Raw genomic sequence first — 25285 nt, 5'->3', positions numbered from 1 at the left:
CCGCCAAAGCGCGACAACCGTTAATAAAAAGGCTGCTCATCAGAGAGGAGCAGCCTTGTTGAACACAGTGAAACCGGACGGGCTTATTCGACCATCATCACCTTGCAGGTGTTGGTACTGCCGACGGTCTCCATCTTGTCGCCGTGGGTCAGCAACACCATGTCACCGCTCTGCAGCAGACCTTTGGCTTTCAGGACATCCAGCGCATCGCGGCACACTTCATAAACCGGCTTGGTCTCGTCACCGTCGAACAGCACAGGGGTCACGCCGCGGTAGAGGTTGGTCCAGGCCAGCGTCTTGTTGTGCGGCGACATGGCGAAGATCGGCAAACCGGAGCTGATACGGGACATCAGCAGCGGGGTGGTGCCCGATTCGGTCAGCGCCACGATCGCCTTGACCCCTTCCAGGTGGTTGGCCGCATACATGGTCGACATGGCTACCGCTTCTTCAACAGAAGTGAAGGTGTAGTTCATACGGTGGTTGGAGACGTTCAGGCTCGGGTGCTTCTCGGCACCAACACAGACGCTGGCCATGGAGGTCACGGTCTCGATGGGGAACTGGCCGGCCGCGGTCTCGGCAGAGAGCATCACGGCATCGGTACCATCCAGCACGGCGTTGGCCACGTCCATCACTTCGGCACGGGTCGGCAGCGGCGCGTTGATCATCGACTCCATCATCTGGGTCGCGGTGATCACCACCCGGTTCAGACGACGGGAGAAGCGGATCAGCTTCTTCTGTACGCCAACCAGCTCGGGGTCACCGATCTCGACACCCAGATCACCACGGGCCACCATAACGGCGTCGGAGCCGAGGATAATGTCTTCCATCGCTTCGTCGGTGGCGACGGTTTCGGCGCGCTCGACCTTGGCCACGATCTTGGCGTTGGAGCCAGCTTCGCGGGCCAGCTCGCGGGCATAACGCAGGTCATCGCCGCAACGGGGGAAGGAGACCGCCAGATAGTCCACGTTCATGCGGGCAGCAGTCTTGATATCTTCCTTGTCCTTCTCGGTCAGCGCCGGCGCGGAGAGACCGCCCCCTTTCTTGTTGATGCCCTTGTTGTTGGAGAGCGGGCCAGCCACGGTGACAGTGGTCAGAATACGTGTGCCTTCGACGCTCTCTACTTTCAGCTGCACACGGCCATCATCCAGCAACAGGATATCGCCCGGCACTACATCGTTTGGCAGGCTCTTGTAGTCGATACCAACCTGCTCCTGACAGCCTTCACCCTTGCCCAGGGCTGCATCCAGCACGAACTTGTCACCGATGGCGAGATAGATCTTGCCATCCTTGAAGGTGGATACACGGATTTTCGGGCCTTGCAGGTCACCCATGATGGCAACGTGGCGGCCGAGCTTGGCAGCAATGTCACGCACCTGATTGGCGCGCTGGATATGATCTTCAGGAGTGCCGTGAGAGAAGTTCATCCGCACCATGTCGGCACCAGCGCGGATAATCCCTTCGAGGATCCCTTCGCGGTCGGTGGCCGGACCAAGTGTGGTTACAATCTTTGTACGTCTAGGCATGAAAGACTCCAATATGAAGTTGAGATAACTTGAGATTCTGCCCCATCAAACCGATGGCTCGATGCACCCGCTTGCAAACCATCCGGGTGGTTTTTGTTATTAAGTTACAATACCACATCAAGACTACACCAAGGAGGGTGGCATAGACAGTCGGGGGCCAAAGCCCCCGACGATTCAGGAAGAGTGTGGTGTTTCAAAGCGGGATTCGCGCAATCCCTCTTTTACCTTCTTCAGGTTTTCACGAAATTTCATCCCCCGGCGCAGGGTAAATCCGGTTGCCAGCACATCCACCAGCGCCAGCTGGGCGATGCGGGAAGCCATCGGCATGTAGACATCGGTATCTTCCGGCACATCCATGGAGAGCACCAGGTTGCACTCGCGCGCCAGTGGGGAATCCTTGGCGGTCATGCCGATGACGGTGGCGTCGTTCTCGCGCGCCAGCGCGGCGATCTCGACCAGCGCCTTGGTGCGGCCGGTATGGGAGATCAGCACCACCACATCCCCTTCGCTGCTGTTGATGCAGCTCATGCGCATCATGACGATATCGTCAAAGCTCACCACCGGGATATTGAAGCGGAAGAACTTGTTCTGGGCATCGCGGGCAACGGCTGAGGAGGCGCCAAGACCAAAGAAGCTGATCTTCTTGGACTGGGTCAGGATATCGACACAGCGGTTGATGGCCGAGATATCCAGGCTGTTCTTGGCGGCATCCAGACAAGCCATGGTGGATTCGAAGATTTTGGCCGTGTAGGTATCGGGGCCGTCTTCTGCTTCCACATGACGATTGACGTAAGGAGTGCCATTGGCCAGGCTCTGGGCCAGATGGAGTTTGAAATCGGGGAAGCCTTTGGTATCGAGGCGACGGCAAAAACGGTTGACGGTCGGTTCACTGACGTCGGCCATTTTGGCCAGGGCGGCGATGCTGGAGTGGATGGCGGTCTGGGGAGACGCCAGGATCACCTCGGCAACCTTGCGTTCTGATTTACTGAAACTTTCCAGGTTGTTCGTAATTTTATCAAGGGTATTCATCATCACCACCAGACGTTTTTGTAATTTAGCTTCAGTGTCTTTGCACTAAATCTACGGCTAAGCAGGTTTCCAATCAAGCTGATGACTATACAAGACAAGCGGTTATCGCAACTAACGCCTGCCGTACAAAGTATGACTCATCTCTAATTATTTCGTACTTTTCGTTACAAAACGTCACCTCGCTGTGAAACCGCTTACAAATGTTGCAAAGCAACAACACTGTGAGCAGGCGCACGTTTGTATCGATCCGGCGGGTGAGTGAGCCTGAGCTCGGATAGAATGGGCCGTCATAATCCAACAATAATGTCGGGACACCACAGTCGTCCCCATCCTGTAACGAAGGAGTTGTTATGCAGCATACCCATGCGCTGGTCGGCGATGTCGGCGGTACCAATGCGCGTCTGGCCCTGTGTGAGCTGGCCACCGGTACTATCTCTCAGGCAAAGACCTACTCAGGTCTGGCCCATCCCAGCCTTGAAGCCGTGGTTCGCCTCTATCTGGAGGAACACAAGGTCGAGGTGGCTGAAGCCTGCATCGCCATCGCCTGCCCCATCAATGGTGACTGGGTCGCCATGACCAACCACAGCTGGGAGTTCTCCATCAGCGAGATGCAGAGCAATCTCGGGCTGGCGCGCCTGCAAGTAATCAACGACTTTACCGCGGTCTCGATGGCGGTACCGGTATTGGCCGAATCGGATCGCATCCAGCTGGGCGGCGCCGCACCGGTAGCTGGCAAACCCATCGCCATCTATGGAGCGGGCACCGGCCTTGGGGTTGCGCATCTGGTCAAGGCGGGCGATCAGTGGTTGAGCCTGCCGGGCGAAGGGGGTCATGTGGATTTTGCCGCCAACACCGAAGAGGAAGATGCGGTGCTGCAAGTAATGCGAGGCGAACTGGGCCATGTCTCGGCCGAGCGTTTCTTATCCGGCCCGGGCCTGGTCAATCTCTATCGCGGGCTGGTGAAATCCGATGGTCGTGAGCCGGAGCCGTTCGCCCCTAAAGACATTACCGAACGTGCGCTGGCGGGCGAGTGTCTGGATTGCCGCCGCACCCTGAGCCTGTTCTGCGTGCTGATGGGCCGCTTTGCCGGCAACCTGGCGCTCAATATGGGCACCTTTGGCGGCGTCTATATTGCGGGTGGGATAGTGCCGCGCTTCCAGGAGTTCTTCACCAGTTCCGGTTTCCGGGTTGCCTTTGAAGACAAGGGCCGTTTCAAATCCTACCTCAAGGATATTCCGGTATTCCTGATCACCCATGAAGGGCCTGGCCTGCTCGGCGCTGGCGCTTACCTGCGCCAGTCGATGGGGATTACCATCTGATTGTAAGGTGGAGTGAAACTGAAACATCCGTGGTTCAGCATCGATTCAGTGTGGATGGCATATAGTAGTGGCACGTAACCAAGAGGGTTGTACTTCACAAGGAGTGGAAAGCGACTCTCATCCGCTGGATACGTTTGTCACCTGACAAGCCTGAACTGTTTCAACCGGCCTTTTGGCCGGTTTTTTTTGCTTCAAAAGCAGTCACTTGTAACTTCGCTAACCCACCCTCATGACCACATGTGACCAATCTCATGGTCACAGCAACCTAAATGTTGTCTCGGTATCACCCTTTATGTACATTAAAACAGTCACCCGAATAATTTGATTTTCTTTTCGGGTTATTGATGAACAAGGAGAGACATCATGGCAAGTTTCGACACACTGAAAAGTGGAACGATCAGAGTTCGTATTTTGGTGAAAAACGGTTCAAAATCAGAGAGATTACAGAAGACATTCCCTTCCATGGAGGAAGCAAGAGTGTGGGCCGATAAGGTTGAGTCAAGGAACGCAGTTGTTTGTAACGTGCCAGAGTCAGTGACTGTTGATGACCTGCACAAAGCACACCTACTAAGAGCTGTTGGGCCATCGACTATCGAGCGCGAAGAGGGTCACTATAAGCACCTCAAGCCAACATTCGGTAAGAGCATCCCAGAGCGACTGACCCAAAGCGATGTGGATAAATACATAGAGAAGGCATTGAAGACACGACACTGGAATACGATCCGCCGTGAGGTAATCTACCTCAAGTCGTTGCTCAAACGAGTGGAGTCTAACCCGCTTGCCAACCTCAAGGTAAAGGGCGAAATCACTTCGGTGAAGCGCCCTATTACCGCCTCGGATTACAAGGCGCTACTAGAAGCCACAAGGGAAAAGAACCGCTGGATAATTCGGCTCTTGATGGAGAGCGGCTGGCGGCGAGCAGAGATCTGGAGTTTGCGTCCCTGCGATGTGCGGCTGGAGGATAACATTGCAGACTTCCCCGATGCGAAAACACATGACGAACGAATGAGAACCTTTACCGATGATTGCCGACTCTTGCTGGAGCAAGTCATCAAAGAGCATTTGGAGAGTGGTCGTAAGGATACCGAGCGACTCTGCCGATTTAGTCGCCCTAATGGCATCAGTGTCATGTTCATTAGATCCCGCGAGAAGGCAGGACTTGGAGATCATGTCCACCCTCACAACTTCCGGCACGGCTTTATCACCAGGGCTCAGAACTTTTTCGGCCTAACCGTCTCGGATGTAATGATGTTCACGGGCCACCGAGATAAAAAGACCGTCATGCGCTACACACAACCGATGGTGGAGGTAGCGAGAGCCAAGATGAAGGGAGTCCGGCGAACCGAGGTTGGCCAAGTGAAAGAAGAAAATTGGGATTGACCATGCCAACAAAAAGCCCCTCGATTGAGGGGCTTTCTATTAGAACGAAGAGACGGCCTTCATCGGTAGCAATGGATCGTCATTGCAAGCCATGAGGGCGTCCCGCTCCACGTAGCTCGTCTGCATAGCGCCCCGACCGAAGGGGTGCCACACCAAGAACATGCTGCCCTTGTTGTTGCCTCGCGCCGGTTCGCCGGTCTCGGGGTGCAGGAAGGACAAGCGCCCGCCTGTTACAACCACCACCTCCTGACAAGTCGCCTTCGCTTTCTTGAACCAGCCGGTTGATTGGTCGAGCATGACCAGCATGACCGTCCCGATGCCTTCCGCTCTGGCCTCGTTCGCTGCGTCCACCCATGGGCCAATGTTGCTGTACGGCGGATTGCACCACGGATATTCCCCAAGCATAGCGAACCACGTCCACGGCGTAGCCAAGGCGTTGTGGCGCTCGTCTATGAAGATGGGCAACTGGGTGTTGATGACACTGGCCGCAACGTCCACAACCAACGGATAGCGGGCCGCCATGTACTGGAACACCGGTCTCGGTGTGCGGTAGTGGTCGCGGTTCATTGCGCCCCCAATGTTAACGAGAGGCTATGTTGCGCCTCCCCTCGGAGTTGGAACTCTTCGAGAGCCAAGGTGCGCTTATCAACCCTGCGCTTTGCCAACCCGCGCCCGTGGAAACTCCCCTCGTTTGCCGAGTCCATTGCGCGGAGAGTGTGATCGTTGATGCGCCGATTCAACTCGTCACGCTTGCGGATCATGGTTTCCATCCAGTCGAAGGCGTTGATGAACGCCTCTTTGAATGCGCCCGCTTTGGCTCCTGTAAAGCCCATGATAAGGAACACACAGCCGTTGCGAGTAATCAGGTACTGAGGTTGTATGTCGCCATTTTTATCAATGAAATCAGTCGGCTCAAAATTGCGACGACTAAAAACTTCACTGCATGGGAGCTGACGAATGGCTCGCAGCACGTTCTTGTGGCTCTTTCCAAATATGTCCGCAATGATGCGAGAGTTGGTCACGACCTGATCGCCTTTGACCGAAACCAATGCGCGGAACACGCCCTCGTCCAGTTGGTCTTCCACGGTATTCGCTGTGACTTCAAACATGGTGAATCCCTTCAAGATGTAAGAGAGCCAAGTAGAGAATGCGCCAGTGCTTGAGGCGCATCACGACTAGGCTGTCGTCTGTTGTCATTCGGTTGCGCCGGTTGATGACCACCGGCACTTCCGGCCCTCTGCTTTTGGCCAAGCTGCGCTCTGCTTGCGCCATCGCCTCCAAGAAGTTGAGGCGCTCCACGCGCTTGGCCTCGACATGAAGAAGGGGCGTCCCCACTAGGTCAGCCCCTCCGGTCATTCGCTCGTTCACACCACCACCACCCGATAACGGCGTCATCAGGTGACAGGCCCAAGAGAGTGTTGATGCTGCCATACGACAGACCTTCCTCGATGCACTCCCGAAAACGGGCGTCCAGTTCATCCGTCCATTGGAAGGTGGAGGACGGGCGGTAGAACAGGTGCTTCTGGGTGACAAGGCGCTTCCAGTGCTCAATGCTGGGATCTCCTGCAATGAGGCCACCGGCACGGACACGACCGGCATCATCATCCCAAGCGGGTGATGTGGCAGGATGGGGAGTCTTGCTTGGGCCAAGTTGGTGAAGAACTCATAACGCAAACTCGGGCCTTGATTGGAGACGAGAATGCAATGCTTGAGGGTCACACCACTGAGACCATGCGCGTGGCTCAAGATAGCCAAGTCGAGGTGAATGACCTCTTCGTTGGGCTCAACATAGTAGATGAAGATGTCCACGCAGCCATCTTCGTTGACGCCCGCGTAGGTGAATGGATGCCGCTCGGCCAACTGGGTGAGCGTGACATCGAAGTACCCCTCAAGGGCACTGCGGGCCTGCTGTTTCAACATAACGATCCTTGTTAGTTATCCCGTTGCTTCATCGACCTCGCACACCTGTCGCAGATGAATTGCCACTTCGGGCGCTTCACGCACTTCTTGCAGAACAGGCATGGACGAGTCCAATAGTTGACCTTGAGAGGGGCGACAAACTTCGCGCCGTCAAACTCTCTGATGCCTTCGCGCACCAAGATCCTTTTGAGGGTGTCAACACACACACCTACTCGCTCGGCCTGTACTGGTAAGCTCTCTGGCGGTAACGAACGGAGCCACTCAAGTTGCTCGTTCGTCAGTTTGGTTTTTTTCGGCATAGTTCCCTCTCACACCAAGGCATAAAAAACATACCACACACTCACCCCGTTGCAATCTCAAAGAACAAAAACGGGCTAGTGTATTTTTATACAGCATAGCTAAAGGCCTAATGGGTGTGATGGAGACAACAAAACAAACAACCGTCTTTGTCTTTTGGTCAAAAAAATGCTACCCTCAATTCACTTCTTGGATCTCCTGAAAACCTCCGACTCCCTTACTTCACCGCTGGCGCGGTTCCGTAAGGTCGTGACTAAACTTCACTAAGTCAGGCAGGCGTTCTAAGGAGTCTTGGCTTCCTCTTGATTTTGAGAGACCTAAAATCCTCAAGAGATACAGAGGCCCAAGGCGAAGTGAATTGGACAAAAGGGGGGCCGCGTGTCCGCTGAAATGTCACTGGAAGAACGGCTTCAGTACGTCCGTGACAACTACCCAGATGTGGCAGAACTAATCAGACTCGCCCGCCTTCACTTCGGTGAGTCTGTCGAGATAGTGGTTACACTGGATGAACCAATAACAAAGGGGCCGTGAGCCCCTTTGTTTATTCCTAGATCCCCTGGATGTGATTCACCGTTCGCAGCGGTAGGCCAAGCATTCGGGATGCGTCCTCCGCGCTGTGGCCATCGTTGATTAGCGGGTAGACATTTGAGCACTTAGAGCTGTAGCTGGTCTCCATCCCAACGAACGTGGGGAAGGGCGCCGCGCGAGATCAAGCTCAACATCTACATACGGTTCATCCCCACGGGTGTGGGGAGCTGTCTGACGTTGTGCTGGCGTAGCTGCCGAAATTCGGTTCATCCCAACATGCGCGGGGAGCAGTCGCCAAAAGCCGATTTTGGAGGGTGAGCTGCCGGTTCATCCCCGCGTGCGCGGGGAGCAGCTGCGATGCCAGTTTGGCCGATTCATCCGCCGCGGTTCATCCCCGCGTGCGCGGGGAGCCGGTCACACCAGTCTTTTGCACTGATGCCGGTCGCGGTTCATCCCCGCGTGCGTGGGGAGCAGGATCAGGTTGCTGGCCGACCGGCCGCTCACCTCGGTTCATCCCCGCGTGCGCGGGGAGCAGCGTGCGGTCTTCTATCATCGTGATGATGTTGCCGGTTCATCCCCGCGTGCGCGGGGAGCAGAGGTCGATATCGTTGCCGGTCAGGCCCTTCCACGGTTCATCCCCACGTGCGCGGGGAGCAGTCTTTGGAGGCGGTGCCGGTGGCGTCCTGCATCGGTTCATCCCCGCGTGCGCGGGGAGCAGGGCAACCCCTCCCGTTGGGGCCGCCTCGAGAACGGTTCATCCCCGCGTGCGCGGGGAGCAGCGGTGCATTCGGCGCGAAAGCCGTCACAATGGACGGTTCATCCCCGCGTGCGCGGGGAGCAGGGGATGTTTGGCTTGCGCGAATCTGGCTCCACACGGTTCATCCCCGCGTGCGCGGGGAGCAGGAGGCGTTTACCTACCTCAGAACGCTGAGAGCCGGTTCATCCCCGCGTGCGCGGGGAGCAGGTGCTTGTTTGACAGGAACAGCTTGCGGTTGAACGGTTCATCCCCGCGTGCGCGGGGAGCAGGAAATACGAAATAGGCGGGTCGAGTCTGGAAACGGTTCATCCCCGCGTGCGCGGGGAGCAGAGGTCAGAGATTGCGGCATCAAGTGCGGATGACGGTTCATCCCCGCGTGCGCGGGGAGCAGGGCTGATAATCCAAATCGGATTCTTTCCATGACGGTTCATCCCCGCGTGCGCGGGGAGCAGGGCTGTTTACCGCCAAACCGATCAACACCCGATCGGTTCATCCCCGCGTGCGCGGGGAGCAGCGCCACCTGCACCCTGCTTCCATCCTCGTTTACGGTTCATCCCCGCGTGCGCGGGGAGCAGTCATCGTCTGTATCGACCCTGAAGTCTGAGATCGGTTCATCCCCGCGTGCGCGGGGAGCAGACAAATGCGGCACACCAAGGCACCTCATCTGACGGTTCATCCCCGCGTGCGCGGGGAGCAGAGCCCGCCAAGCCGAAAAGACGGTCACTGTTACGGTTCATCCCCGCGTGCGCGGGGAGCAGACCCATGTGCTGCGCCATACCTTCGCCAGCCACGGTTCATCCCCGCGTGCGCGGGGAGCAGGGTGTTGTCACCAATCTTCACCGTGTCAGAAACGGTTCATCCCCGCGTGCGCGGGGAGCAGTACTGCGCGAACTCCAAGAACCAGATCATCAACGGTTCATCCCCGCGTGCGCGGGGAGCAGGCGCCATCTCGGCGATGAACGGCATTGAGCCTTCGGTTCATCCCCGCGTGCGCGGGGAGCAGACTACTTCACCTACTTCACATACTTCACAAGCCGGTTCATCCCCGCGTGCGCGGGGAGCAGAGACCTATTTAGCGTCAAACATGCATCGGGGCCGGTTCATCCCCGCGTGCGCGGGGAGCAGGGCAACGGCGGTCTCCACAAAACGTTCAACGGCGGTTCATCCCCGCGTGCGCGGGGAGCAGTTTGCCCTGCGTTCCGCCCTGGAGCGCGATCGCGGTTCATCCCCGCGTGCGCGGGGAGCAGGGCCTTTATCGGTGGCTGTGCTGTCGCCCCTGCGGTTCATCCCCGCGTGCGCGGGGAGCAGTTATTCAGGTACTCACGGGCATTGCGGCCCTGCGGTTCATCCCCGCGTGCGCGGGGAGCAGGATTAGACGATCTCGGCACTCATGAAAATTTGCGGTTCATCCCCGCGTGCGCGGGGAGCAGCTGCATGCGACGCTCGACCACCCCGGCGCCCGCGGTTCATCCCCGCGTGCGCGGGGAGCAGCGATACCCAGCTGGAAGGGCAGCGGGCGATCCGCGGTTCATCCCCGCGTGCGCGGGGAGCAGTCAGGCTCACCAGAGGCAGAAAGCTCTGTGAACGGTTCATCCCCGCGTGCGCGGGGAGCAGAAGTCGAGTTCTGCCGCCAGTGTTTAGATCAACGGTTCATCCCCGCGTGCGCGGGGAGCAGTGTTTCATGATGTTGTAGAGCTCTCGATCTTGCGGTTCATCCCCGCGTGCGCGGGGAGCAGAGTCAGGGTCACCACTGCACCCGGCTCAACGACGGTTCATCCCCGCGTGCGCGGGGAGCAGGCGTTGCCGCTCGTGCTGCTGGCCCTATTGCTCGGTTCATCCCCGCGTGCGCGGGGAGCAGGCCTGCCCGGCTACGCTGGCAAGGTCATCAGACGGTTCATCCCCGCGTGCGCGGGGAGCAGGTGTACGAGACAACAAGCGTCGCCCCGGCAAACGGTTCATCCCCGCGTGCGCGGGGAGCAGGTCAATGATTACCTTTACTGTTTCGGCCTCCTCGGTTCATCCCCGCGTGCGCGGGGAGCAGACTCTGGTGTCGTCCGCGCTGATCATGGGCGACGGTTCATCCCCGCGTGCGCGGGGAGCAGAACTGGAGCTTGCGGCCATTATCGACCAGCACTGGTTCATCCCCGCGTGCGCGGGGAGCAGATGGTGCCGCGTCAGATCCCGTTCTCTCGCATCGGTTCATCCCCGCGTGCGCGGGGAGCAGACATAGATAAGCCCCTTTTCAGTTGGCAAAGGCGGTTCATCCCCGCGTGCGCGGGGAGCAGATCCGAACCAGCTTGAACAGCCACATCAGGATCGGTTCATCCCCGCGTGCGCGGGGAGCAGGGCTGGTAATCCAAATCGGATTCTTTCCATGACGGTTCATCCCCGCGTGCGCGGGGAGCAGTTTGTGTTTTTAAGGATAAGGTCGGTATCGGCCGGTTCATCCCCGCGTGCGCGGGGAGCAGACTTAATGGATGTTATTGATTTAAATGGCTTTTTCAAACCATAAAAAAGCCACCAACTAATCCAGATTGTTAATGAACGATAACCTATTGATTTTCAAAGGGTAGAAATGAGACTAACCGGCAGCCATCCAAGTCCACCGGCATCCTTCTATTTGCTCCCAAGGTTTGAAAGTCAAACCCTGAGTCGTTGTTAGCAGACCATGCCATCACGATATTGCCCTGCTCAACCAATGCCTCACACTGCTGCCAGATCATCTCTCGTGCACGGCGCGAGACATCTCCCACATACACACCTGCACGGACCTCCAGCAACCAGATAGCCAGCCGACCACGCAAACGTGGGGGCACATCTTCGGTCACGACGACCAACATGCTCATCACTGACTCCTGTGACCGGCGTCCCCCATGCCGATCGGTTCGGGAATGGCGGGCGGCTGAGCATCCTTGGGAGGCTCAGGCGGGGTGATCCCCCCTGCAGCAAGCACCTCTTCAATTAGCGGGATCAGCTTTTCCAAGGTGCGCAGTTTGTTAAAACTGTCGCGACAAGCCAAGCGTACTGCGCGATCAGGGTTGGCATCGCCCCTAGCTGCGATCTCAAACGCCTGGGGCACCACGGTTTCAAATTTGATGATGTCGGCTATGTCGTAGACAAACGAGAGCGGCTTGCCACTATGGATAAAGCCGATGGCGGGGGCATACCCGGCAGCCAGGATGGCCGCCTCAGTGATGCCATAGAGGCAGGATGTGGCGGCGCTAATACATTGATTGGGCAGGTCGCCCTTCTCCCAATCCTTGGGATCATAGCGTCTCCCCTGCCACTTAACCCCATATCGAGCAGCCAACAGTTTGTAGGTCTCACGCACCCTGGTCCCTTCGATCCCGCGCAACTGGTCTACTGAACGACGGCTGGGAGGTGGCTCGCCAAAGCGCAGCTCAAACATCTTGCGTACTACTTTGAGACGCAGCTCTTCATCCAGTGCAAGTTTGGCCTGAAAGAGTAGCCGGTCGGATCGGGCACCTCCCGGTTGACCTGCAGCATAGAGCCTCACCCCGGCCTCCCCTACCCAAACCAGCAGAGTACCAGCCATTGCTGCCAGCTTGACGGCTGCGTGAGAGACCCGAGTGCCGGGCTCTAGCATCAGACAGGCGACAGTACCAATGGGTATGTGAGTGCGTACCCCCTCTTTGTCCACCAGCACAAAGGCGCCGTCGATCACATCGAGCTGGCCATATTTAAGAAACAGCATGGCCCGGCGATCCTTGATGGGGAGTGGCTTTAGAGGGGGGAGCATCAGGCTTTTCCCAAAGAAAGCAAGCCGCAACCCAGCGACTTGGCTGGGCCGATACCGGCACACAGGGCTGCTCGCAAGACATCAGGCTCGACAACCTGCAAGTAACCCTCGAAGGTCGCAGTCAAGACACTAAGACGGCTTGTTCCCTTCCGCCCATGCTGCATCACAGAGCTACTGACCAGTGCATGGACAAGACTAAAACCGTGACGCTCTCCTTGCCGAGCAAGCCAAGCCAACTGCTCTTCCTCGCTACACAGCCCCCTGCGTTTGCCATCACGGGTTACCGTCGGATTAGCCTGCAGGCGAAAGCGATAGGAACGACCTTGTTCAAGCCATTGCTCGGGTACAAAGCGCTTCTGTTGAACTTCCCCTTGCAGGTAGTAAGGCAGATCGCGTAACGGCCCCCAGTTCCCTTCGGTTTGAGATTGCACCAGCAGTTGAGGCTGTTGCCAATTGGCTGTTGCCTCGAGACGCCACAAGAAGCGTACAGGCGCGGTCTCTTCGTCGGGAGCAAAAGCCCTGGCCAAGGTACGATGAAGCTCGTAGGGATTGGCCAGGTCACGACGTGCCTCCTTGCTTCTTGGGTTCAAGATCAATCGACTCAGATGCAATTGATTCAGGGACATGACACCTCCTCAGGCTCCAGTTGCTCAGTGAGCACAAAACGGGGGCCAAAGCGGCGATCTGCAAAAGGGGCTATCGGTTGATCGAGGCGAACCATCCCTTCTGTCGCCTCCAACAACAAGCGACGCACTTGCAGACCAGCCCCCTTGATCAACTCGGGATAGTCGCGCAGAGCTTCCAGCAAAGCGCTATCTCGCACACCATCAGGCAGATACACTGGCGGTGACGGCAAACACCCCTTGCGGCCCAAGCTAAGAGGCCAATGGGGCGTTTTCAGTGCCTGATGGATTTGATCGAGCAGAGATTGTTCCCCCTCAAAACCAACCAGAAAAGCGGCATCGCTCAAGTAGTAGCGTGGGCTGACCACGGTGCGCTTCATATCGACCTTGCCAGCCGCGTTAACGATACCGGTGGCCGTCTGATAATCACGCAACACAACCCCTTCCCTATCCACCCTCACCCCCATCTGAAGGGCCGCAAGATCATCGACAGACTCGCTTCGATCCCGCCCCAGGGCGGCGCAGATTAGCCCGAGCACTCCCGATTTGGAAGGCTCCAGCTGGGTGTCGCGTTCATCAAAGCGGCTAGTAGTCCCCCAGGATTGCATAGGCCCTTGCAGCCGCAGTAGCAGTGTCGGCATGTTACTCTCCCCACTGGGTCTCGACGACATCGCGTACCCAAGCAGCCAAGTCGCTTACCGAGTTGCGGGCCTGACTGTTCTCGAGCTGCCACTTGCCAGTGAGATCGATATGGGCCCAGCGATCGGTTGCATCTCCGTAGACGGGGGCCAGCTTGCTCTCGTACTCACCAAGCGCCGCCACAGACTGTTCGGTGAGGCTCTTGTCGTGGCGCGGCTGGATCGGACGCTCGAAGGCATTGGCCAGATTGAGAGGGCTTTTACGCAGGCTAACCCCGATAAACTCAGGCAGGTTGTGGGCAGCGAAGCTGTTTTGTTTGCCAGTCGGTATGGCTCGGACCATCGACTGGATCAAAGACTCAATGGCCGATGCTGTCAGCTCCTTGTCATCTTGCAGGTTCTGCAACAACTTGCTCACATCAAGCGCGGCATAGCGGTAGAAGGTAGCGGAGTTGAACTCGACCTGGCCAATCATGCCTGCACCGGTTTCGTCAGGGCCACCCACGTCATCGACAGCAGTAAAGTAGTCAAAGTCGCGCTCGACCCTGTGAGTGCTTATGGCATGGGCTACCTGACAGGCAGCATCCTGATTCACCTGAGGCAAGTCGGCCAGCATTCGGCCAAAGAGGGCAACATCCACCGCCTTGCCACCATCGAGTAGCGCCTTGGCCTGCTTGGCCAACTCAGCTGGAATGGCTGCCTTGCTCTCTTTTTTCCCCTTTTTCTCACCCGCCGCCGGAATGATAAGTGCATCCCAGTGTTCTTCTATCAGAGCGGCAAAACCGGCAATCTCGCGTTCGCCCAAAAACAGCAGATACTCGGTCTTGCCATCATCCTTGAGCTTGAGCCCTGCAGCCGCCAAGGCGGCCTCAATCTTACCGCCCGCTTCCTCCTGATCTCGATCAGCCAGTCTTTCCAGCAACAACGCCTGCAGTTTCTTGGTGCGAAGAGCACGATACTCGGTAGGGATAAGCTGCTGGTCACGGCTATAAAGACGAATGGCGCGCTTGAAACACTGACTACTGACCCGGGCACGGCGTTGGCCACCGAAGAGGGCGTCTTTGGGGGCTCCGGTATCATCACGGTTCAGATTGGAAGGGGCGAAGTTCTGGATCAGATGCAGTTCAACAAACAGGGTCATAGTTTCTCTCCTTGAAGATTTAGTCGTTTGATGCGATGTGGGCAGCTACACGGTAGAAATCAGTGGCCCACCGGCGACGCAATTGATCGAGTCGATCGGGATAGGCCGGGTTAAGCCAGTCAGTGAGATCCCAAAGCAGCCGCTGATAATCAATGGCCATACCATGGGATCTCAACAAGGTGACACAGTGGCGTAACGGCTCGGCCAAGGTCTCGCCATCACACTCAAGCAGCGCGATAAAACGCCCCTCTATGGATGGGCTTTGTTCTTGCTTGCGATAGAGTGCCCCCATCGCCTTGGCCAAGGTCGCCTCGCAATGCTCTGGATGAAGTGCAAACAGCCCCGCCACCAAGTAGTGCGACTGACGACGGGCAGAATCAGGATGCTCGTCTGCTGCGATAAAGGGCTCAACGTAGGGAAAGACGCGCGGCGCCGTGCCAGGGGCAAAGGTGAGACTGCGGCGCAGTTCGGCCAACGCCCCACGGTTGCTCTGTGCGAGTCGCTGCAGATAATCAACAAAGGGCTGATCACTCATTGAACTTCTCCTGTTTCGTTAAGGGCTGTCAGTTGCTCCCGAATGGCAAACCACAAGCGAGACTGAACCTTGGCATTGGCACGCCATACGCTGGCTCCTCCTCCCAAGCAGGTCAGTTGTGCTTCCCAAGCAGCAATAGCAGCCTCTTTCAGCACTTGCTGCCATTGCCTCTCCGCGGCATCGGGGTCTTGTTCGATAAGAGCTAGGGTCGCCATCAGGGCGCGCTCGGCGCGGGCAAAGAAGAGCGGTGTAGCGGGGCCAGCATCAAACAGGGTGCGAGCCCGGCTGCGGGTATCTTTCTGCTGACTGTCTGGCAGGGTATCCGCAATCAGCTGCACTGCGGCTCCTTTAAACGACGCAAACAGTGTCTCGGCCATCTCCAGCATCAGGCGGGCAGCTCGGGTCACCTCGGGTTGATCCAGCAGAGCCTGCGGCAACTCTAGTTGCTCGACTCGCCAACGCAGCAACTTGGCCTGATCGCTGGCAAGACCTGCTACCAACAGACGAAGATGCACTTTACCCAGCGATTCGTTTAAGCGGGTGGCATTTTCAATGATGGCTGCCGGGCGCGAGCCCCCATCGGGCAGCAGGGCAGGCAGATCACGCCAGAGTGCTCGCCCTTCACTAAAGGTGAGGCGCACGAGCCCATTGCTGCCCTCCCGAAAGTTAGCCATTGGATCAGGAGCGTGAGGATCTTCGTCCAATCCCTGCCCGGCGGCAAAGCGTAACCAGCGGATAGCACCATCCTCCTCTCGTTGAAACAGCACGGCGCGGGTCTGGCGGGTGAAGCGATCGTTGGGGCCAGTGGCAAGTAGAGGAGGCGATTTCAGATTGGTAACAGTGAGCGCGGGTCGCTCCCAGCTCGGCAAGTCTTCATGGTCAGGCGAGGCGGGATGCAGGCTCAGGATAAGGGTCTGCGTTAGGGACTCACCCAGTGGCAAGGCGGCCGCCGTATTAGCCAGCGGGCCAGCCTTGTCGGCATCACGAAACACCTTGACCAGACCACCCGGTGTGCACTGTAAAAAACCGAGCAGGGTTCGAATGGCGTGAGCCGGTGAGATGGCGTCAGGCGCGGTGTCCACCGAGTGGTTAAACACCACAGGCGCATTGCCGCTGACGCAGGCCAGATCAATCTGTGCCCAGGGTTTGAACTTCTCACAGGTCTCGCCCGCCGTGGCCAGCGCCGCCACCTGCATAAAGGGATGCACGGGGTGAAACAGCCAGAAACGATCGCGCCACTTTTCCAAGTAGGCGGTGATGGTCTCGGTGGGCAGCCCATGGCTAAACCAGTGGCGCAGGTCCCGTTGACCCCAGTTAGGCGTCTGTGCGTTCAGGGCTCTGTGGGTAATGGCAAGCAGCAGGCGATATTGGGCCATTAAGGAGGGTGGCGCCGTCTCTGCCAGGGCCACTATCTGCGGCGCCTGCTCAAAGAGGGCTAGCAGGCCCAGCTCCCTGACCTCTCCGCTTAGCATCCTGACCGGCAGCCAGGGCTCGTCGAGCAGATTAAAACGCATTGTCATTGTCACTCCTTTGGTTATTCCCTGTTCCGGTAGATAAGCCCCAACTCCCCATCGAGCCAAACCACCAGCCTGCCATCCAGTTGCGCCCTGCCGTCGCTATCGAGCAGCAGCGGGTAGCTGTAGCGAAGCAGCGGGCTCTGAGCAAAGGCTTGCACGTCGGGTTGCTGCTTGATGGCCTTAACCAGGGCTTGATTGGAGAGGTTGAGCTGGCGGGCGCAGAGTTGGCAGGCCAGTTCAGTTGAAAGCGGTGCATCGAGCGCGAAGGGCTCAGCATCAGGCGTCAAGGCCACCCCCTTGTCAGAGACAAAGAGCGGGATCACGGTGACGCTGGGTTTGCCCAGCCGGGTGCAGTTAATTAAGCCTTTGTCCTCGCCCTCCCCCTCTTCGTAACCTCTGGGCTTGTTCGAATAGGCAGTACCCGGGTCTGCATCGGCTCTGATAACAATATTGCGGGCCAGCTGCAGCTGGAGTTGCTCTGCAGCCAGATAAGTGGCGTAGCTGTATTCCTCGATATATTGGCGTAGCGCCTCACTCACCGAATCGGGCAACTCCCCATCGCCATAGACGGCCTGAACCAGCCGATCGATATCCTGGGGCAGTTGCAAGCTGGTTTCGCCAAGGAGCCGCACCCAGGTCATGGCGAGCAGGTAGGGATCGTAGACAAAGCGCCAACGGGTGGTCGCCAAATCGGGTAATTCACCGGGTAAGAGTCCGGCTACCGTCAACATCGGCTGACGATGGGGCTCGGGGCGATGGGGGCGCTGATGGCGATGCAAGCGCCCCACCCGCTGCAAGAGCAGATCGACCGGGGCGAGATCGCTGATTAAAAAGTCAAAATCAATGTCCAAAGATTGCTCGACAACTTGGGTTGCCACCAACAGGGCCCGGGCCGGGCGTTTCCCCTCTTTACCAAAGGTGGAGAGCACGGCAGCTTCTCGCTGTGCCCGTTCATCGGACGGGAAACGGGCATGAAAAATCTGCAGGGTGAGATCTTCCGGCGCCTTGGCCTTGAGCAGGCTATAGAGCTGCTGCGCCCGCTCGACCGTATTGACGATGATGGCGCCGCAACCGCCGTGGGTCAGGGCCTCAAGTGCTACGCAGAGCAACTCCTCGGGTGTAGTACCGCATCCGGCCAACCGGACGGGCTCCATCATTCGGCTTTCTATCTGGTCATCCCAGTCGAGGCCCCTGTCATCGGCAAGCACCAACCGCGGATAGGCAAGCTCTGGCAGCACGGCAGGGTCAACCCGCCATGCCTTGAGCAAACCATCACGACGCTTGGTTGGCAGGGTGGCACTCATCAGGATAACTGAGCAGCCCAGGCCTTTTAGCCAGCGCAGCAGCGCTTCAATCAGCCCTTCGGTATAGGTGTCGTAGGCATGAACTTCATCGAGCACCACCACTCGATTGGCCAGCCCCCAGAGCCGCACGAAGTGATGTTTGACATTCAGCACAGAGAAGAGCGCCTGATCGATGGTGCCCACTCCATAGGGAGCGATCAGCGGTCGCTTGCGACGGGAGAACCAGCGGGCGGCTTCTACTCCCTCACTCTGCTTGCCATCTTCACCCCACACGTCCTTGAGCGCTGCCATCATCTCGTGACGAGCGGCGCCACCGTGGATCAGTTGCAGATCGGGCGCCGAACCGTGTGCAAAAGCATCCATAAACTGGCGAGCACGGGCAAACAGTGCATTGCCGGTGGCCTGGGTTGGCAAGGCCAGATAGAAGCCGCGATGGCCATTCGTACGCTGCAAGTGCAGATGCGCCATAAAGGCGAGCTCTGTCTTGCCCTCCCCCATGGGGGCCTCCACCAGCAGCAAAGCGGGCCCTTGGCTCGCTTGTAACAGCTCTATACCCTGGCTCTGCAGGGCTCGTGGTATGACAGGCTTATCGGCAGCCAACATTTGGCCAAGTTGCCTATCAAGTGGGACGGGTTCTGCGAGCAAAGGTGAAAAGGAACGCCAGCCGATCGCCGTCAGCGCCTTATGAGCCAGTCTTTTGGCATGGAGGTAGTGTTGCCTGAGATCGTCGTGACGAATACCGAGGGGAAACCACTCGGGGTTAGAGCCGATCCAGTCGGAAATAGAAGTCAGCCCTGCCAGCCAATTGATGGCAGGTAGCGCCAGTTCGTCAGCGGTAATCACTCCTGATGGGGTCAGCACCTTCCAGTAGGTATCGAGCAATGCCTGCCGGGCTTGCTGCCATGCCTTATCTTCACGCAGCGGCAAGCCATCCCCAACCTCCTTTGTGGTCAACGGGTAACCGTGATGAGCTCCAACCGCCTCAGCCACATTCAGGCACCAAGGGGTCTCGGCACCTGTGTGTACCGGTAGCCATTTCTTCAAAATGGCGGTCGAGGCACAGTCATGGCGATTACTGCGCAGCGATGTACTGGCAAAGGTCAGTCCTTGAGCCTTGGCAAGTGCCTGCCCTTGCTCCCATTTTGCTTGGAATCCCGGGATGGCCTTGCCCACATCATGCAAACCAGAAAGCGTCGCCAGCCAACGGGGAGCCCCCTCAACCGACATACCAAATTGACTGGCCAGGTGTTGATGGGTAGTGGCGGGTTCAAGCTCGAGGATAGCTTCTGCTACCGCCGCGACATCTAGCATGTGAGCCAGCAAAGGGTGGCCTTGATCCTCGCCACTCTTGGCCCAGAGAACCGCAGCCTGTGGGTCTAGGTTTGAAAACAGAACAGGCTCATTTACTCCATCCATTGCGGGGTCGCCTCCGGCACTCAAGTGTGACTCTCGACTGTCATTATTCCCCTCTCACTGGCTCACCGGCTGAGCCAGTGGTGCCACTGCCTTGTGTTTTTTTAATCCGGCTTCCATGGCCGCTATCACACTCTGACGTAGTTCAAGTGGCGCAAGCACCTCAACCTCGCCACTAAAGCGCATCAGGTCGCGTACCAGTTCGCGTTGATCGGCATAGGGGAAAGTGAGACGAATATGACCGCTTGGCTCTATGGTCTGGAGCTGCTCCCGGTGCCACTGCACATCTCTGACCCAAGGGGTAGCAGATGGGTCAAAGCGCAGTTCGGCCTGTTGCAAATCAGCTCCGGCGAAGATGCCATAGCCATTTGCAAAGAGTGCATCCAGCTCTGGTGTCCCACATTCGCAGGCGGCTTCATCCAGCGCTTTGGGTTCGACTATTCGACTCAAGGCAAAGAGGCGCAAGGCCTCTCGTCCATGGCACCAGGCAAGCAGATACCAGTTGTCCCGATACCAGCAGAGACGCTGTGGCGATACTTGACGCTCTTCGGACTGATGTTGTGTGGGATGATAGAGAAAGTGGAGTTGACGCCTGGAAAACAGCGCTTGTACCAGAGGTAGGAATAGCTCTGGGGGCACGTATTGGCGCCCGATGCTTTCCACACGCAGGCGATCAGCTTCATTCTGCCACTGGGGACCCAGCAAATCTCCGATACGTGCCTGCAACTGAGCCACCCCCTGCTGCTGCAGACCCGGTTGCACATCTTGCAGCAGGCGATTGGCCATCAAGAGCGCAAAGGCTTCCGATTCGGTAAGCCAGACGCCCGGCAAGGTAAATCGACCATCATCGGTATCGTAACGATAACCACGAGCGGTCGGGTCCCAGATTATTGGCGCCTGATAACGGTCTCGCAGCAATTCCAGCAGCCGTTTGAAAGTGCTGGCTGAGCACGCAAGTCGTTCGAGTATGACGGAGCGTGGAACAGGGTAACGGAAGTCCAATAGTAACTGGTGTAAGGCAAGGGCTCGGTTAAGTTGTTCCATTCTTCTGTTAAGTTATTGGTTAATAACGACTAGGCTACCACTTAAGGAATGGAAAAACCCTATCGAGTCTCACATATACGCGACCTTTAAAGACCGAGCGTTATCTTAGTTTCTTGTATTTCGCTACTTGTTCGAGGAAGTAGCGACCCAGTTCACCTTGATGTTGGTTCGCTTCGCTTTCTGCGCTGGCCAAGTGACCGTTGCGCTCCTTCCATACCGCATATGCGGCTGCCTTCTCGACCTCGACCCGTTCTTGCTGCTCTTTCGGTAGGGCACACAGATTGTGACTCATACTGACCTCTTTGTTATTTGTTGGCGCCATGGTACGCCATCACTGGCATGCGGGACTTGCGCTGGTTCAAAGGTGGTGCGCTATAATACCTGTATATAAATACAGGTGTTTTACCATGAAGCTGTTAACCCCAGACCCATCACCCGCCGAGGTGACCATCCCGCTGTTCTTGCACCGCGCCTCTTGCGGCTTTCCCAGCCCAGCCAGCGACTATCTGGAAGGGAAGTTAGACCTCAATACCCACTGCGTGGCGCACCCTGCAGCCACCTTCTATCTGCGTGCCGAGGGGGAGAGCATGACCGGGGTCGGCATCTTTCCCGGTGACTTGCTGGTGGTCGATAAGAGCCTCACCCCGCGCCATGGTGATGTGGTGATTGCACTACTCGATGGCGGCTTCACGGTAAAGACCTTGCAGCTCAAGCCGAGGTTGCGGCTGTTGCCAGCCAATCCGGCGTTCGCGCCTATCGACCCTTGTATGAGCCTCTCCCTGGAGTTGTTCGGAGTGGTCACCCATGTGATTGGCAATCTGAGGCAGCGTGATGGCTATAGCGCTCGTTGATGTAAACAACTTCTACGCCAGCTGTGAGCGGCTGTTTCGCCCTGAGCTGCGTGGCCGCCCGATCGTGGTGCTCTCCAACAACGATGGATGCGTGGTGTCGCGCAGCCCCGAGGCCAAGGCGATGGGTATCAAGATGGCCGGGCCCTACTTCAAGATCCGCGATCAGTTCGAGGCGCATGGCGGGGTGGCATTCAGCTCCAACTACGCGCTCTATGGAGACATGTCTGGCAGGGTGATGAGCACGTTGGAGACCATGGCCCCCGAGCTGGAGGTCTACTCCATCGATGAAGCATTCCTGTCACTGTCGGAGTCGTTTGCCGGGGACCTGACAGCCTATGGACAACAGATCCGGCAGCGAGTGTGGCAGTGGACCGGCCTCACGGTAGGGGTCGGGATTGGCCCCACCAAGACCCTCGCCAAGCTGGCCAACTATGCAGCCAAGAAGTGGCCTGCCACGGGCGGCGTCGTGGACTTGCGTGACGAGCTGCGCCGTGCCCGGCTGATGGCTATCACCCCGGTGGACGAGGTGTGGGGCATAGGACGGCGCTTGGGAGCCAAGTTGGTGGCACAAGGCATCAACACCGTGGCTGACCTGGTGGCTAGCGACGCCAAAGGGTTACGCGCCCAATACGGCGTGGTGGTCGAGCGGATCGTACAGGAGCTGCGTGGCCTGCCTTGTGCAGAGCTGACCGTTGAACCGACGGCGAAGCAGCAGATCCTCTCGAGCCGTTCCTTTGGTGAGCGCGTGACGGACCGTGGAGAAATGGCCCAAGCGTTGTCAGGCTTTATGGCTCGCGCAGCCGAGAAGCTGCGGGCCGAGGGGATGTGTTGCCAGCGGGTGCACCTGTTCGTGCGAACTAGCCCCTTTGACGAACGAGCGCCTTACTACAGTGAGCAGGCTGGCGTCCGGCTGGTCTGCCCTAGCGATGACACCCGGTTGCTGCTGCAGCAAGTGAACGTGCTGCTAGCGCAGATTTGGCGCGACGGTTACCGCTATCAGAAGGGGGGCGTCATGCTGAGTGAGTTCACTCCCAAGGGGCAGCAACAGGCAGACCTGTTTGCCCCGTCCTCCGCTCAATCGGACGCGCTGATGGCAGTGATGGACCAGATCAAAGCCAAGGGATTGGGGCGCGTAGGCTTTGCCAGCCAAGGCACGGGGTCGCCTGAGTGGATGATGCGACAAGAGCACCTGAGCCCCTGCTACACCACCCGCTGGGAGGACCTGCCGGTGGCGAGGTAACCAAGGCACAATGAGGCCGCTACTTGGCCGCAATAGGACGTTTTGGAAAAGTGCTGCGAATGTAAGCGGGGCCCGGTGACGACTTCTAACTGCGCTCGGCGGGGTCGTCCTCCCCCCCCTCCTTTTTTCCGACCCTCTCCCCCCCCTTTTTTTTGTGTTCGCGGGCTTCTTTTTTCTTTTATCGGGCCCAACCCATCGTTAAACAATTGATTATAAAGACCAATACGTTTCCTATCATAGGAAACACACCCTCTCTCAATGATGGCTTTTATCTATTGAAATCAAGAGATTAAACGCTATTTTCGATATTACCCCACCCCACAAATAGCCCCATACAGATCCCCATAACTTAGCGAACTGCCTGACTACCCCCTAAAGGGGGTATTAAATCTTGGGGCGACCGGCTCGGATAGTCCGACCGGATTTACTTCGACCATGGAGGTCGCTATGAACACCATCGCTACTACCGCTATGACCGCCCAACAGATCCACGCCGCCATCGTAGATGGCACCGTCAGCGTAACCGAGGCCAAGGCTGTGCTCCGTGCTCGCATTGCCAAGGCCGAGGCCGAAGGCCGCAAGCCACGCGCTCCGAGCGTCCAACTCCTGAAGGAGTTGGAAGACCTCAAGCCACGCGCCAAGCCAACGGCAGCTACGCTGCCCAATCCCGTGGACGCCCTCAAGGCAGCCAAGCCTGCGAAGCAGGCACCGGCCAAGGCCGCTGACGCCAACGCGGATGCGTTGAGCAACGAGCAACTGCTCGACCTGCTCCGTGAACGCGCAGCGTCAGACAAGTCCTTCCTGTCCAGCGTTGGGATGCTGTTCGTCGAACTCACCCAAGCCAAGTAATCCACACCCGCAATACACCGGCCCTCACGCGACAGCGTGGGGGCTTTTTTTATGCCCAAACCAAAAGGTACGCACCATGAGCCTCTTCGCACTCAACATGATCGCACTGTCCATGATCGCCCTGACCTGCATCGTTGCCCCGTTCAACGCACATGCTGCCGAGCTGCCACCGCAGCCCACGGCTGCATCCATGATTGGCCATCTTGAACCAGTGCAACCGACACCCGTTGAGCGTCCAGACCAACCCGAGATCGTCCTCGATATGGTTGCGCTCAATGAATCCATCGTGAGTGAGGCACTGGCAACCATCAAGGATGCCAAGCAATAACGCGAGAGATAACGCTCACACATCCCCCGTGAGGCAGCCCTAATGTGGCTGCCTTTTTTCGTTTCAAGGAGAAACACCATGATCGAGTTCAACGATTCATTCAGCCAAGCCGCAGTAGCCGAAGCCCTGCGAGCACACGAAAGCCTGCAAGAGATCGTCAACCGCAACCTGATGGTGCGTGGTTGGGAGTACGACTATGACGAGACCGGCAAGCGCACCAGTCCACCGCACATCAAGCCCGTGCCAACGATGCACAAGACCACGCTGTACGTGAACCCGAGCGACATGAGGGACAACCTGCCCCGTGAGATTGGCTTTGCGTGGTGGGAGCGCCAGTGCAACGAGCATGGCTACCCCGTTGGCGAGTGGAAGCGAACCATCGTGGGTGCCTACTTCAACCACGGCACCAACGACAACCCGAACTGGGGGAGCCACACATGAAAGTCAGAGTCACAGCCCGCTTCAAGGGCAAGGTTGTCGAGACCGCAGTGATGTCAATCGAGGCGCTGATAGAGCGCCTTATTGATGCCAACGAGGTGGCCAAGTGCATGGGTATCCGTGAGCAACTGGCCGACTACAACAAGACAAGCGTGGTGCGCTTTACCCAGTGCGTAAGGGGCAGGCGCTACACCATGACAGCGAGGAAAGAGTGATGAGCATCTTCGAGGGACACACATGGGGACTGGGCACCCCGAACCTGCCCAAGCTGGGGGCTCGGGCCATCCTGCATCGGGGAAGCGTGGACTTCCTGGGCGACCGTGCCGGTATCTACGGCGAGCCTGACGAGAAGTGGCAAGCCGAGTGCGACAAGGTATTGCCGCACTTCCTCAAGGAGCTGACCGCCATGGCCAAGGCATACCAGATATGCACCGACATGGACGAGGTATTCCGCCTCGAACACAAGGGCTGGGTGTGTGAGGCCAGCCCAAGGCGTAGCTATGGCTACCTCTACATCGACATCTACAAGGAGGCCAACGATGGAGCGTGAAGAAGCACTCAACGCAATGCGTGAGCATGTAGCCGAGTTCATCCAGTTGGAACTGACCGACAAGCTGGAGGCGCAGCTAACCAAGTTACTGGACAGCGGCGCGATTGATACCAGCCAGTGGGATGGCGTGAATCTGGTGCTCCCCCGCACTGTGACCGCCGCCTTGTTGAGTGAAGCGGCAAGCCGTGTGTTGTGGCGCAGCCAAGAGAGGAAGTACCAAGCCGAAGTCCAGAACCTACGCAGCTTCCTCTAACCCAACGCCCCGCCTAACAGCGGGGTTTCTGTTTTAAGGAGATACAAC

At 57.8% G+C, this 25285-nt stretch carries 24 protein-coding genes, 1 pseudogene and 1 CRISPR repeat array; of the genes and pseudogenes, 10 read left to right on the top strand and 15 right to left on the bottom strand.

All coding sequences use genetic code 11. The features are described 5' to 3' along the window. Positions 1 to 83: 83 nt before the first annotated feature. Together pyk and G5380_RS06035 are read right to left on the bottom strand one after the other, a co-directional pair. Positions 84 to 1523, bottom strand: coding sequence for a pyruvate kinase (pyk, locus tag G5380_RS06040; RefSeq protein WP_421352513.1), 1440 nt, complete (start codon positions 1521 to 1523; stop codon positions 84 to 86). Positions 1524 to 1697: 174 nt separating this feature from the next. Then, positions 1698 to 2555, bottom strand: a complete 858-nt coding sequence (locus tag G5380_RS06035; RefSeq protein ID WP_005347620.1) for a MurR/RpiR family transcriptional regulator — start codon at positions 2553 to 2555, stop codon at positions 1698 to 1700. A 344-nt stretch (positions 2556 to 2899) separates the two neighbouring features. Here G5380_RS06035 and glk point away from each other — a divergent pair. Then, positions 2900 to 3871 (top strand): annotated as a pseudogene (gene glk, locus G5380_RS06030) (glucokinase); the annotation flags it as partial. Positions 3872 to 4234: 363 nt separating this feature from the next. Next, positions 4235 to 5251, top strand: coding sequence for a tyrosine-type recombinase/integrase (locus tag G5380_RS06025; RefSeq protein ID WP_100653273.1), 1017 nt, complete (start codon positions 4235 to 4237; stop codon positions 5249 to 5251). 39 nt (positions 5252 to 5290) lie between these two features. On the opposite strand, the gene G5380_RS06020 is transcribed toward G5380_RS06025, so the two are convergent. The 13 genes from G5380_RS06020 to G5380_RS05960 all read right to left on the bottom strand — a co-directional run bounded on the left by G5380_RS06020 (position 5291) and on the right by G5380_RS05960 (position 21020). Then, complete coding sequence (locus G5380_RS06020; protein WP_268854967.1) at positions 5291 to 5818, bottom strand: phage N-6-adenine-methyltransferase; 528 nt, start codon at positions 5816 to 5818, stop codon at positions 5291 to 5293. Beyond that, on the bottom strand, positions 5815 to 6360 hold the full coding sequence (locus G5380_RS06015) for a Rha family transcriptional regulator (protein ID WP_268854968.1): 546 nt from the start codon (positions 6358 to 6360) through the stop codon (positions 5815 to 5817). The genes G5380_RS06020 and G5380_RS06015 overlap by 4 nt, the downstream gene beginning before the upstream one ends. Beyond that, entirely contained in the window at positions 6353 to 7171 is an 819-nt protein-coding gene (locus tag G5380_RS06010; protein WP_421352512.1) for a hypothetical protein, read from the bottom strand. Before G5380_RS06010 ends, G5380_RS06015 begins: the two co-directional genes overlap by 8 nt. Positions 7172 to 8197: 1026 nt before the next feature. Beyond that, positions 8198 to 11221: a CRISPR direct-repeat array (repeat unit 29 nt; unit sequence CGGTTCATCCCCGCGTGCGCGGGGAGCAG). A gap of 84 nt (positions 11222 to 11305) precedes the next feature. Then, positions 11306 to 11599, bottom strand: a complete 294-nt coding sequence (gene cas2e / locus G5380_RS06005; protein WP_136501392.1) for a type I-E CRISPR-associated endoribonuclease Cas2e — start codon at positions 11597 to 11599, stop codon at positions 11306 to 11308. Further along, entirely contained in the window at positions 11599 to 12513 is a 915-nt protein-coding gene (gene cas1e / locus G5380_RS06000) for a type I-E CRISPR-associated endonuclease Cas1e (RefSeq protein WP_421352511.1), read from the bottom strand. Before cas1e ends, cas2e begins: the two co-directional genes overlap by 1 nt. Next, positions 12513 to 13139 (bottom strand): type I-E CRISPR-associated protein Cas6/Cse3/CasE, encoded by a 627-nt coding sequence (gene cas6e, locus G5380_RS05995; protein WP_421317423.1) that lies wholly within the window; start codon positions 13137 to 13139, stop codon positions 12513 to 12515. The genes cas1e and cas6e overlap by 1 nt, the downstream gene beginning before the upstream one ends. Then, positions 13130 to 13777: a type I-E CRISPR-associated protein Cas5/CasD gene (gene cas5e, locus G5380_RS05990; protein ID WP_421317421.1), complete on the bottom strand. Its 648-nt coding sequence runs from the start codon at positions 13775 to 13777 to the stop codon at positions 13130 to 13132. Before cas5e ends, cas6e begins: the two co-directional genes overlap by 10 nt. Before the next feature lies 1 nt (position 13778). Next, entirely contained in the window at positions 13779 to 14915 is a 1137-nt protein-coding gene (cas7e, locus tag G5380_RS05985) for a type I-E CRISPR-associated protein Cas7/Cse4/CasC (protein ID WP_421317419.1), read from the bottom strand. A gap of 19 nt (positions 14916 to 14934) precedes the next feature. Continuing rightward, positions 14935 to 15450, bottom strand: a complete 516-nt coding sequence (gene casB / locus G5380_RS05980) for a type I-E CRISPR-associated protein Cse2/CasB (protein WP_064341172.1) — start codon at positions 15448 to 15450, stop codon at positions 14935 to 14937. Next, positions 15447 to 16970: a type I-E CRISPR-associated protein Cse1/CasA gene (casA, locus tag G5380_RS05975; protein WP_236303067.1), complete on the bottom strand. Its 1524-nt coding sequence runs from the start codon at positions 16968 to 16970 to the stop codon at positions 15447 to 15449. The genes casB and casA overlap by 4 nt, the downstream gene beginning before the upstream one ends. A gap of 14 nt (positions 16971 to 16984) precedes the next feature. Continuing rightward, positions 16985 to 19687: a CRISPR-associated helicase Cas3' gene (cas3, locus tag G5380_RS05970; protein WP_421317417.1), complete on the bottom strand. Its 2703-nt coding sequence runs from the start codon at positions 19685 to 19687 to the stop codon at positions 16985 to 16987. Between the two features lie 54 nt (positions 19688 to 19741). Beyond that, positions 19742 to 20602, bottom strand: coding sequence for a helix-turn-helix transcriptional regulator (locus G5380_RS05965; RefSeq protein WP_421317415.1), 861 nt, complete (start codon positions 20600 to 20602; stop codon positions 19742 to 19744). Positions 20603 to 20828: 226 nt separating this feature from the next. Further along, positions 20829 to 21020, bottom strand: a complete 192-nt coding sequence (locus G5380_RS05960; RefSeq protein ID WP_064341176.1) for a DUF3283 family protein — start codon at positions 21018 to 21020, stop codon at positions 20829 to 20831. Positions 21021 to 21135: 115 nt separating this feature from the next. Between G5380_RS05960 and umuD the strand changes: the two genes are divergently transcribed. From umuD to G5380_RS05920, 8 genes are all read left to right on the top strand, one after another. Continuing rightward, complete coding sequence (gene umuD, locus G5380_RS05955; RefSeq protein ID WP_025327594.1) at positions 21136 to 21579, top strand: translesion error-prone DNA polymerase V autoproteolytic subunit; 444 nt, start codon at positions 21136 to 21138, stop codon at positions 21577 to 21579. Continuing rightward, entirely contained in the window at positions 21560 to 22819 is a 1260-nt protein-coding gene (gene umuC, locus G5380_RS05950) for a translesion error-prone DNA polymerase V subunit UmuC (RefSeq protein ID WP_421317413.1), read from the top strand. The genes umuD and umuC overlap by 20 nt, the downstream gene beginning before the upstream one ends. A gap of 447 nt (positions 22820 to 23266) precedes the next feature. Further along, positions 23267 to 23668: a hypothetical protein gene (locus G5380_RS05945; RefSeq protein WP_421317411.1), complete on the top strand. Its 402-nt coding sequence runs from the start codon at positions 23267 to 23269 to the stop codon at positions 23666 to 23668. 76 nt (positions 23669 to 23744) lie between these two features. Beyond that, entirely contained in the window at positions 23745 to 23996 is a 252-nt protein-coding gene (locus G5380_RS05940; protein ID WP_100653259.1) for a hypothetical protein, read from the top strand. A 78-nt stretch (positions 23997 to 24074) separates the two neighbouring features. Beyond that, positions 24075 to 24437, top strand: coding sequence for a hypothetical protein (locus tag G5380_RS05935; RefSeq protein WP_421317409.1), 363 nt, complete (start codon positions 24075 to 24077; stop codon positions 24435 to 24437). Further along, positions 24434 to 24649 (top strand): hypothetical protein, encoded by a 216-nt coding sequence (locus G5380_RS05930; protein ID WP_069554008.1) that lies wholly within the window; start codon positions 24434 to 24436, stop codon positions 24647 to 24649. The genes G5380_RS05935 and G5380_RS05930 overlap by 4 nt, the downstream gene beginning before the upstream one ends. Then, positions 24649 to 24984, top strand: a complete 336-nt coding sequence (locus tag G5380_RS05925) for a type IV toxin-antitoxin system YeeU family antitoxin (RefSeq protein ID WP_421317408.1) — start codon at positions 24649 to 24651, stop codon at positions 24982 to 24984. The genes G5380_RS05930 and G5380_RS05925 overlap by 1 nt, the downstream gene beginning before the upstream one ends. Then, a complete protein-coding gene (locus G5380_RS05920; protein ID WP_421317406.1) occupies positions 24974 to 25237 on the top strand; it encodes a hypothetical protein in 264 nt (87 codons plus the stop codon). Before G5380_RS05925 ends, G5380_RS05920 begins: the two co-directional genes overlap by 11 nt. Positions 25238 to 25285 lie beyond the last annotated feature (48 nt).

Origin of the sequence: Aeromonas sp. 604443 (assembly GCF_049170315.1) — a bacterium.
Lineage (GTDB): Bacteria > Pseudomonadota > Gammaproteobacteria > Enterobacterales > Aeromonadaceae > Aeromonas > Aeromonas veronii_A.
Note: the sequence above shows the minus strand (reverse complement) of the source record. Positions and strands in the feature narration are given on the sequence as shown.